The sequence below is a fragment of the Microbacterium azadirachtae genome, from assembly GCF_000956505.1.
Taxonomy (GTDB): domain Bacteria; phylum Actinomycetota; class Actinomycetes; order Actinomycetales; family Microbacteriaceae; genus Microbacterium; species Microbacterium azadirachtae_A.
Genome location: NZ_JYIX01000027.1, coordinates 105,656 through 116,578, shown reverse-complemented (window position 1 = coordinate 116,578; position 10,923 = coordinate 105,656). Strand labels below are relative to the sequence as shown.

At 68.2% G+C, this 10,923-nt stretch carries 5 protein-coding genes; 2 read left to right on the top strand and 3 right to left on the bottom strand.

Annotated elements, in window-relative coordinates:
• Window positions 1–26 precede the first annotated feature (26 nt).
• Together RS86_RS04285 and coaBC are read right to left on the bottom strand one after the other, a co-directional pair.
• A complete protein-coding gene (locus tag RS86_RS04285; protein ID WP_045270966.1) occupies window positions 27–902 on the bottom strand; it encodes an HpcH/HpaI aldolase/citrate lyase family protein in 876 nt (291 codons plus the stop codon).
• Between the two features lie 89 nt (window positions 903–991).
• Complete coding sequence (gene coaBC / locus RS86_RS04280; protein WP_045270965.1) at window positions 992–2,209, bottom strand: bifunctional phosphopantothenoylcysteine decarboxylase/phosphopantothenate--cysteine ligase CoaBC; 1,218 nt, start codon at window positions 2,207–2,209, stop codon at window positions 992–994.
• Between the two features lie 182 nt (window positions 2,210–2,391).
• Between coaBC and RS86_RS04275 the strand changes: the two genes are divergently transcribed.
• Both RS86_RS04275 and RS86_RS04270 read left to right on the top strand, forming a co-directional pair.
• Window positions 2,392–3,099 carry an NRDE family protein gene (locus RS86_RS04275; protein WP_045270964.1) on the top strand — a complete coding sequence of 236 codons (708 nt, stop codon included), beginning with the start codon at window positions 2,392–2,394 and terminating at the stop codon, window positions 3,097–3,099.
• Window positions 3,096–3,791 (top strand): lipoate--protein ligase family protein, encoded by a 696-nt coding sequence (locus tag RS86_RS04270; protein WP_045270963.1) that lies wholly within the window; start codon window positions 3,096–3,098, stop codon window positions 3,789–3,791. The genes RS86_RS04275 and RS86_RS04270 overlap by 4 nt, the downstream gene beginning before the upstream one ends.
• A 604-nt stretch (window positions 3,792–4,395) precedes the next feature.
• Here the strand turns inward: RS86_RS04270 and RS86_RS04265 are convergent.
• Window positions 4,396–10,881, bottom strand: a complete 6,486-nt coding sequence (locus tag RS86_RS04265; protein ID WP_045270962.1) for a DUF3320 domain-containing protein — start codon at window positions 10,879–10,881, stop codon at window positions 4,396–4,398.
• Between the last annotated feature and the right edge of the window lie 42 nt (window positions 10,882–10,923).

The following is a 10,923-nucleotide window of genomic DNA, read 5'->3' as shown; positions in this document are numbered from 1 at the left end:
CCTTCGACGGGCTCAGCGACCGGGGGTCAGCGGGCGGCGGGCAGCACGCCGAAGGCCTCGGCGAGCTGCATGATCTTGCGGGCGCGGCCGAGGCGGGGCAGGTCGCTGCCGTCGCGGACGATGCACCCGCGCGCCTCGAAGTCCTCGAGGAACTCGTAGGCCCACTCGACGTCGGTGCGGGTGGGGCTGATCACCTCGTTCACGACCGGGGCCTGGTCGGCCTGCAGGCACAGCTTGCCGGTCATCCCCATCGAGACGGTGATGGCGGACTGCTCGCGCAGGATCGGGTGGCTGGATCCGACGGTCGGGCCGTCGATCGGACCGGGCAGGCCGCCGGCGCGACTCGAGATGACGAGGCGCGCCCGCGGGTAGGCCATCGCCTCGCGGTCGGCCGACATACCGGTGTCGCGGCGGAAGTCTCCACTGCCGAAGGCGAGCCGGAAGGCGCCCTTGGCCCGCGCGATCTCAGTCGCATTCTCGATGCCGACCGCGGACTCGACGAGTGCGACGACGGGCACCCTGGCGCCGAGACGGTTGAACGTGTCCATCACCTGGCCGCCGAACTCGGTCTTGGCGAGCATCACGCCCTGCAGACCAGGGGCGTCGCGCAGCCCGTCCAGATCCGGGGACCAGTGCTCGCTGGTCGCATCGTTGATGCGCACCCACGCGCGGTTGGCCTTGCCGTCCGCGTCGGCACCGTGCAGCCAGCGCACGACGTCATCGCGTGCGGAGTCCTTGTGGCTCGCGTCGACCGCGTCCTCCACGTCGAGCACGACGGCGTCGGCGTGCGAGCGCACCGCGTCGTCGAACGTCTCCGGCCTCGTCGCCGCGACCAGGAGCCACGAGCGCGCCAGCTCCGGCGCGATCTCGCGCGGGCTGGTGGTAGGCAGAGGAGCGTTCATTGCATTCCATTCTATGAAACTTTGATTTTGCGATATGAAAAGATTACTCCCGCTCGCACGCGGGCACCAGCCCCGGGCAGGGCTCGGCATCAGCCGCGGAGCGCGACCACGGCATCCCACAGCGCCGCGGCGACCGCGCGCTTCGAGCCGGACGCCACGGTGACCACGGCCCCGTCGGGACCGATGACCTCGACCGCGTTCTCGCGCTTCTCGAACCCGTGCTCGGCGTCGGCGAGATTCACGGCGAGCAGGTCGGCGCCCTTGCGCTCGCGCTTGCGGCGTGCGCGGTCGCGCCGGGCTTCGGGATCCGTCGCCGTCTCCGCGGCGAAGCCGAGGATGATCTGCCCCACGGGCGCTCCGCCTGCCAGACGGGCGGCTCCGAGCGCGGCGAGCACGTCCTCGTTCTCCACGAGCTCGATCCGCTCGAGGATCCCGTCCTCCTTGGTGAGCTTATGCGCGGCGGCCTGGGCGGGCCGGTAGTCGGCGACGGCGGCGGCCATGACCACGACATCCGCGCGGTCCGCCGCCTCCTTCATCGCGGTCGCGAGCTCCGCGGCCGTCGCGACGGGACGGATCCTGATCCGCGGATGTCCCGCCTCGGCGAGGACCTCCCCCGCGAGGTTGGCTGCGACGAGCTCGACGTCGGCGCCGCGGGTCGCAGCCTCGACGGCGAGGGCCGCGCCCTGCCGCCCGCTGGAGCGGTTGCCGAGATAGCGCACGGGGTCGATCGGCTCGCGCGTGCCGCCCGCGGAGACCACGACCGTCAGGCCGACGAGATCCTGCGGGGCGAGCAGGCGCAGCGCGGCCTCGGCGATCGCCTCTGGCTCGCTCATCCGGCCGGGTCCGCTGTCGCCGCCCGCGAGCTCGCCGTCGTCCGGCCCGATCAGATGCACGCCGCGCTCGACCAGCGTGCGGATGTTCGCCTGCGTCGCGGGGTGCGCCCACATCTCGGCGTGCATCGCGGGGGCGATGAGCACGGGAGCGGTCGTCGCCAGGAGCGTCGTGCCGAGGAGGTTGTCGGCGATGCCCGCGGCCATGCGCGCGATCGTGTTCGCGGTGGCGGGCGCGACCACGACCAGGTCGGCGCCCTGTCCCAGGGCCACGTGACGCACCTTCGCCACGTCGTCGTGCACGCTCGTGGTGACCGGGTTGCGGCTGATCGCCTCCCACGTCGGTGCACCCACGAAGCGCAGCGCATCCTCGGTGGGGACGACGGTGACCGCGTGCCCCGCCTTCACGAGGAGCCGCACGAGCTGCACCGACTTGTAGGCCGCGATGCCGCCGGAGACCCCCACCACGATGTCCATCCCTCGATTCTGCCCGAGATGCCGGGAGTGCGGGCTGGAAGCGCGCACGCACGCCCGTGTGCGCCCACGTGCGCCCCTTGGACTTCGATGCCCCCTCGTGCGATCGACGCCCCCTTTGGGAGACGTTCGTACGAGGGGGCATCGACGCCACGAGGGGGCGTGGCGTGCCTAGACTGAGGCGCGTGTGCACCGTCGTGATCGAGGTCGGCGCCCTTCGAGGGGCTCAGGAACCGGTGGTGCGGCTGCTGGCCGTGCGGGATGAGGATCCGCTGCGCGAGTGGGACGCGCTCGGCGAGTGGTGGCCCGACCGCCCAGGGGTGATCGGGATCCGCGACCGCCGTGCGGGTGGCGCATGGCTCGCGGTCGATCCCGCCTCGCACCGGCTCGCGGTGCTGCTGAACCGCGCCGATGTGCTCGACCTCCCCAACGATCAGGCCGTCTCGCGCGGCACGCTGGCACCGGCGTCCGTCACCGGCACCTCGCCCACCGGCTCGGAGCACATGCACGGCTTCAACCTCCTCGAGGTCTCCCCCGACGGCGCCCGCGTGCTGTCCTGGGACGGCACCGCGCTGCGCGAGACTCCGGTGCCCCCGGGCGTGCACATGATCGCGCACTCCGATCTCGACGACCCGGAGACCGCCCGCATCGCGCGCTGGCTCCCGGAGTTCCGTGCACATCCGACCCGCGACGAGGACTGGCCGGAGTCCTGGATCCGGCTGCTCGCAACGACGGCGGAGCTGGATCCTTCCGACGACCGCGCGATCATCCGGGACAACCGCACGCACGGCTACCCGACGCAGTCGCTCCTCTACTGCACGGCGTCGATCGGCCCCGACGGCATCGAGGTGCGCGACCACGCGCTCCCGGCGCCGGCGCACTGGGCACGATGACGCCGGAGGGGTCCTCGGATCGCCTCGTCCCGATCCCCGGGGACGTGATCCGGCAGTCGTTCCCCGGCGCGGACGACCTGGAGCGGTCAGTCGCGCTGCTCCGACAGGTCGCGTCCGGAGAGGGTCCGCAGCGGCTGCTCCGTCTGTACACGCCGGCGCCGACGCTCGCCCTGACCCGGCGGGAGAGCCTGATGCCCGGCTACGACATCGCCGTAGCCGCGGCGGAGCGACTCGGCTTCACACCGGCGATCCGCCCGACCGGCGGCCGCGCCGCCGCCTATGACGAGACGTGCCTCGTCTTCGACCTGGTCGAGCGCGAGGAGTCACATGCCGACCCCACCGCCCTGTTCGCCCAGGCGGGCAGGACGATCGTCGACGCCCTGCGCGGGCTCGGCGTCGACGCCCGGCTGGGTGAGGTGCCCGGCGAGTACTGCCCCGGAGAGTACAGCATCAACGCCCGAGGCTCCGTGAAGCTCGTCGGCACATCGCAACGCGGTGTGCGCGGCGCACGACTCCTCAGCGGGATGCTCGCGTTCGGTCCCGTCAACCGCTTCGTCGCGGTGCTCACGGAGGCCAACGCCGCGCTGGGATTGGAGTGGGATCCGCGGACCTTCGGATCCATGCTCACCGAGGCTCCGGGGATCTCGCGCGAGGACGTTGAGGAAGCGCTGGCGGCGGCGCCCATCGTCTGATCACGTGTTTTCTTCTGAAGTCAGAGCACTCGGATGCGTCTATTGCCGCTTTTCGGTCGCATCTTGAGAAATGCTATAAGTCGACGTGAAGTGCTTCTCCGGGCGTCTAGGAACGCCGAAAACGAGCATTTCGGGCGTCTCGAACCCCCTCGGATATCTGAGCAATCTGCTCTCTGCGGGGTCCTGCGGTCGAGCGCAGCGGGTTTGCGGACCCGCCGACAGCGCCACGAGTGGCGTTGCATCGTCGAGGCGCGATGCGACAGCATCCAGATCGTCGTCGAAGAAGTCGGCGTAGGTGTAGGGCGCCATGGTCACCGACGCGTGCCCCAGCATCCGCGGCACGGCCTCACGTTCGCGCCCGAGCTGATCGCAGCGATGCTGCGGACTGCCGGAAGCCGTGAGGCATCAGCCGCGGGATCGACAGATCCTCAGCCTGCGCGCGGCGGACTGTGTTCGCGGCCCAACTCTGTGCGCCTGAATTGCGCTTGTGGTTGACGCCGTCACCCAAGAGCAACCCGCCGGGCCCTTTCGGGCGTAGGCTTGCTCGATCACCGAGACGAGACGCTCCGGGGAGGGCACCGAGCGCTTCTCGTGCACCTTCCAATCATGAAGCGTCGACGGCCTGGAACAGCCCTCGATTGTCGTGTTCGATTCGTCCACTCTCGAGGCCGCGCTGCAGTCCGGAATCGAGTCGCGACGAAACCCCTTCGGTGAGGCGCTTGCCGCCGAAGAGACTCAGCGACTCGCGCTTGAGCTCGTCCTCGTTCATGCCACCGCCGAGTTCGGCGACGACCGCCATGGCGTTCGCGATCTCTTCAAGGGGAACGTGGTCGATGATGCGACCATCGCCAGGTTGGCTGCGACGGACATCTCGCCACTCGACAGGATCGACCCCGGTCGGCCAAGCGCAAGATCGGTCGGTCGTGCGGAGAAACTCCGGCGGCAGGCAGCGAAGGATCGCCTCGGCGCGCGCCGCGGCGACACGGTTCAGTCCGAACGACTCAGCGGCGAGCCGCGCGAGCCTCATCTTGTGGATGGGTCCCTCCTTCTGCACGATCTCTCGCAGGACAGAGCGCACCTTCTCGGTTGCGGCGTCGTGTGGGAGCCGATCGAGTGTGTCGGTCGTACCGAATCGCTTTGGTTCCCACTCGACGTATTGGCGTAGGCGCGGGTGGCGCAGCTCCGTGCTGACGGGTGCGGCCACGTCGCTCCGCGATGCTGAACGAAGCAGGCTGGGTTCATCGGTCACTTGCGGGACGTCCGGCGCGTTTGGCCGCGACGGGGAAGGTCGCGGCTGGGCCTTCGCTTGCTCAAGCCGGAGCACGGCGCCAGCCTTCACAACTGCGGCCGAGAGTCGAGCGAGCGTAGACTCGCGCTCTTGGAGCCATTCAGGGAGCCATACCCGCTCAACACCCGGCCACTTCATGAGGCCCTTCAGCACGTCGACGGGGAGGCCATCGCGGTCCGCGACCGTGCGGCGTGCACGCCAGCTCTCGCCGTCGAGGAGAACCGCGACGAGGGGTTGCCCGGGGGCGGCCGCATCGGCGATCGAGATATCGACGCGGAAGTCTGACAGCCCGATGTCGGTCTGGACAGCGAATCCGCGGTAGCGCAGCTCGTCCGCGATCTCCTCCCGGTGGCGATCGATCAGCCGGTCACGGTGGGCAATGTCAGTCGTCGATTCGACTCCGGATGCGGCGAGCTCGAGGTACCCCTTGAGGTGCTTGATGCCGATCGACGCGGTCTCCTCCGCGCGCAACTCGGAAGGGTCGAAGCTGGCGAACAGGATCACCTGGCGACGGGCGCGGGTGATGGCGACGTTGAGTCGTCGCTCGCCGCCTGCGCGCGAGAGTGGCCCGAAGTTGAGGGGGATGATCCCGCGCTCGTTCGCGCTAAACGCGACCGAGAACAGGATGGTGTCCCGTTCGTCGCCCTGAACGTTCTCGAGGTTCTTCACGAACAGGCCGTCGCGCTCATCCAGGGCATGAGCGAGCCTCTCGTCGGGGGCTTCTCGCAGGAGGGTCTCGATGAGCGTGCGTTGCTGGGCGTTGAAGGTGATGATCCCGAGCGAGGGCGTTTCGTTGGGCGAGTTCGCGAATCGCTGCGCGACCTCACGAACTATGGCTTCGGCTTCGACGGCATTCGTTCGCAGGTCGCGGCCACGGCCGGCGCGGTTGAAATGGCCGGCGACGCGCACGAGGGAGATCCCGTGGTCGGTGTCCACATTGGGGGCGTCGGCGGACCAGGGCGCGGGGAAGGACGAGAGCCGACTGTCGTAGTACGCGTGGTTGCTGAATGAGATCAGAGCCTCATCCTGGCTGCGGTAGTGCCACGACAGCCATTTGCGCGGAACCCGGGCCTGGACGCACTCGATGAGGATAGACTCCTCATCGGCAACGACGTCGGCGATAGACGAGGCATCCGCGTCGATGTCATTGCTCACGTCGGCGAAGCTTGACGGTGGCATCTGCTTGCTGTCGCCGACGACAACGACCGAGGTGCCGCGCCCCATTGCCCCGACTGCATCCGCCACACGGATCTGGGATGCCTCGTCGAACACCACGATGTCGAACATCTTCGCCCTCGCAGGGAAGAAGCGCGCCACCGACTCGGGACTCATGAGAACGCAGGGGGCGATCTGCGTAATGAGGTCGCCGTAGTTCTCGAACAGGGCGCGCACTGTCATTCCGCCGCGCTGGCGTGCGAGCTGCCGTTTGAGCTCGCCCATCATGCCCCCCTCATACGCGGGATCGATTCGGCGCTTGGCGATGATCTCCGCGGGGATCCACCGATGGAGGGCGTCACGAATTGCGGCCGCACTCGAGGTGAACCGCCCAATGGTGCGGTTGTGCGCGGGTACGTCGAACGCCGCCATGGCCTGCGAGTCCGCCCGCTCAGCGATCGACGCTTGGGCGATACCCTTGTCGAGGGAGAGCGAAGCGAGGTCTGCGGGAAGCGCGCCGGTGAGGAGGGCATCGTGGGCGGCGGTCATGCCGAAGCGAAGGAGCGGCTCGAGGTGCTGCCGGAAGGCAACCCACCGATCGAGGGTGACCGGTTCCGTGGTCGCGAGATTGCGGGCAGGTGCGGTAGACCGCCACGTCGCGAAGAAGCCATCTGGCTCGGCCCACATGGCGAACGCGTCCATTCCATCGCCCGACGGCTCGGCCACGCCGCTCGCTGCCGCGAGTGCACGCCACGCGCTTGCGAGTCTGGTGAGCGCGCTGGCGAGGTCGGCGTCGGGGAGGCTTGCTGCGTAGTAGCCGCGGACCGCCTGCCGAAGATCGGCGTTCTCGCCGGTCGATGACAGTGCGGAGCCCAACCAGACCCCCCACGCGAGAGTGGCCTTCGCGGGCTCCACGCCTTCGCGCAGGTAGGGGTTCCAGTTGGACGACACGAGCGGGAGCGGAAGGGTCGCAAGAGCCGCGCGCAACGCGCCGATCTCGTCGGCTGTGCGTGCGACGTCGGCGGCGAGAGGGGTCACATCCCGGGCAGGGAACGAGCGTGCCTCGACTCGCAGGGCGGTGCCGTATCCCGCGAGGACCGCGCGTTGGCGCTTACGGCGCCCGAAGAAGCCAGAGGCATCCGCGGCGACCGCTGACCGATGCACTGACTGCACATCCCCATCAAGCGCTTCGGGACCTACCGAGGCGAACCAAGGGCGATCTGCGTTGCTGGCGTTGAGCCGATCCTGGAGGGCGGGCACCTCGCCGGAAAGGGTTCTTGCATGCACGGCGTCGATCGCGTCGAGAAGGTGTCGTGGCGCACTCGCCAGCGACGCCCAGCAATCGAGCTGACCGGGCGCGGACGCGAGGGCAAGCAGTTCGGGATTCGGCTGACGAGCGACGAGGTCGGCGAGCGCCGCGTCGAACTCCCGTGCGGCGAAGTGGAGTGGGTTCGTGTCGATTGGATTCGCCATCGACACCGTCACGAAGCCCCAAGGATGCAACGGGCTGGCATGGGCAAGGTCCGCGGTCTCAGGCAAGGTACGCAGCAGCTCGCGAAGATAGCCGAACTGTTCTTCTGTCCCTGTCGCGACCAGCGTCGCCGGGATGTCAAGGGCTTCGATGTCTTCTGCCGAGGCGAGAAGCTGTGCGCGGGCGGAGTAGAGGGACAGGCCGGCGGAGTTCGGCTCGTGGAGGCGCTGCGCGTACCGTCTGAGCGAGCTGCGACTCGTTGCTGCGGTCTCTGTGTCCGCCTTGAGGGCTGCTCCGTCCGGTCGCGCGATCGCGTCGATCGCCGCGCGGATCTGTGCGCGCACGGCCGCCGGGCGTGCCCCCTTGTCGTGCAGGTCGAGTGAGAAAGGGCCGAGGCCCACGGCATCCAACCGGTCCTTGACGACGTCGAGGGCGGCGCGCTTCTCGGCGACGAACAGCACGCGCTTCCCATTTGCGAGCGCGTGCGCGAGCAGGTTGGTGATGGTCTGGGACTTGCCCGTGCCCGGGGGACCTTCGAGGACGAACGTGCGTCGGGCTTCCGCCTCGGCAACCGCTTCGAGCTGCGATGAGTCTGCCGAGACAGGGACGGCATTGTTCAGTGCGTCGAGGTCGACGGCGGTCGGTGCCTCGAACGGGTCGACGTATTCGGCCGTCGGCGTCTGGATCAGGTGCGTGACCAGTGAGTTGCTCGCCAGCTCCTTCCAGTTCTCGTCCAGGTCCTTCCACAGTCTGTACTTGGCGAACTGAAGTATCGAGAGGTCGACGGTGTCTTCAACGGTGAACGGCAGCCGTGCGGAAGCGAGCGCCCGTCGCGTCGCGGCGAATGCCGCGGGCAGATCGATTCCAGAGTCATCCTTCGCTGGGTTGGCGAGGCCGGGAATGTCGAGCCCGAAGCTCAGTCGCAGCTTCTCCAACAGGCAATAGTTCGGCGCGGACTCCCCGGCCTCATCGATGCTGAGGCGGAAGGTGTTGCCGCCACCCGATGCCGCAAGTCTGACGGGGACGAGAACGAGCGGAGAACGCAGCTCACGATCGTTGAATGTCCAGCGCAGCATCCCGAACGCGAGGTAGAGGTTGTTGGCGCCCGTCTCTTCGATGATCGTTCGGGCTTTGTAGGCGAGCGCCCGCAGGCGGGCCGTGTAGGTCGCCTCGGTCACGCCGACGAAGACCTGCTTTCGCTCGGTCAGCATCCCTGCGCGAGCGGTTTCCGGGAGGTCCTGCCCGAACCGGATGCCGCGGCTGCCGTCGACCGTGGGGATGCGGTCGTTTGGCACCAGAGTGACGGTGGTGCCGTTGTTGATCATGTCCTCGAACTTGGCCAGAGACGGCTGCGGGACAGCGAGCGGGTATCCGGACTTCTCGCCGTAGTTGATGAGTCGGTTCCGCAGGCTCAGGTCGAGCAGCGCGTTCTTCCAGAGGGCGACGCGCGGAGGTACGTCGCGAGCGACGCCTCCGGCGATCGCCTCGGCGGACGGCGCATAGTGCAGGGCGTCCGGTGCCTGGGCGACGGCGTACTCGAAGATCTTCACCTCACCCGACTCGCTTATGGCCCGGCTCGGCAAGGGGTAGATGCGCGCGAGTCGCGCCTGCATGATGTCGGTGATCCCGTGCACCGCTGACACGTCGCCGGCGAGGGTGCTGATGTGGTGGTGCCGGCGTGCATCGCCGAACGGCTTCGACGTGGTTCCGCCCGTGAGGAACGTGGTCTCGACGACCTCGATCTGCCCGATGCCGACGTAGTTCACTGCTTCGGCGGGGTCCAGTTGAGCCGGCCCGTCGAGGCTGGCCTCATCGCGCCAATAGCCGAGGAAGATGTGCCCGGGGAGCAGCCAAAGGGTGGAGTTGATCCCGACTTCCTCCAGCGCAGCCGCGAGCGTCACCGTGGTGTCGAGGCAGGTGCCGAGCCGTCCTTCGAGAACCTCGGAAGGCGTGCGTACCTTCTGGCCGTCGAGCCCCCAGCTGGCAGGCGGCTCGGCGTAGCGGATGTCGCGGGCCCGCATGCTTTCGTAGACGGCGTCGACGATCGCATCGACCCGTTCCCGAGAGCCCTGCTGATAACCGTCGAGGGCAGAGTTGCCCGTCTTGGCCTGAAGATGGTCGGACGCCTCGACCAGAAGAGCCGCGATTGCGGGAGAGTTCGGCTGCACGAAAGAGGCAAGCAGCTCGAGGCTGAGCTGTGGCGGATTCGCGCGCCACTGATTAGCCGCGAGCACCGTCACGGGACTGTCGTGGTACGCGATCACACCGCCTTCGGCATCGCGCAGAGTGACACGCACCACGCCGTCGGTCGGATGCTCGACGGCGAGCATGCGCACCGGATCGAGGACGAGGTCCGCGTTGCGCAAAGTGGTGGGCGTTGTCCCGTCGAGATCGACGATGAGCACCTTCGGGTCGCCCAGCGAGCCGAGCCTGCAGATCGCCTCGATCTCGACTGACGCCCCCCGCATCTCTTCGCCTTGATAGTCGATCGTGACCTCATCCACGATTGCGATGGAGTTGCGGGCGTGCGCATAGCTCAGATCTGGCAGAGCACTGACTCGGATCGCCACAGTGGCGTCAGGAAGGGATGCTGCACGTTCTGGGAAGACGGGGCCCGCGACCGTGGGGGTCGCTGCGACCTCGGGCCTGGTTGCTGAGGCGTCGGGAGCCGCGAGCGGGGAGTCGAGCGTTGAACCGGAATCCTGCACTGGTGCCGCCGTTCCCGATTCGGCAGTCATCGCCGCGAGCACCGGTACTTTGAGCTCTCGCAGCCGATCCGCCTGAGTATCCGCACGGAGTCCGCGCAAGAGCATCTCCGCCGAGTCAAGCGCGCGATAGGTCTCGGCGATTGAGAATTCCTCGTTGTGCGCCCACTTGTTACGGACGTTTCGCAACTCGCTCGCCCAGTTCTGCGCCTGCCGGCCGAGGAGCCCCGCGAACGGGTAGCCCAGCGACCCAAACGACTCGGTGAACGCGCGGAGGATCAGCGAGAGGTCACGGGGGTTGTACCAGGCGAAGCTGCGCCCCGCTTGTCGGTCCTTGCGCTCGAGAATCTCGGTCCAGTCCTTGACCTCCGGCGCGAGCTCGCGGAAGCGCTCCGCAACAACGGGGTTCAGCCCATCGCTCAGCGCATCGAGCGCCTCTTCGACATGGTCCCGCGTATCGAACTCAGGCATCGCACTCCTTGCAAAACTCTTCCGGCGAACTCGTCATCGATC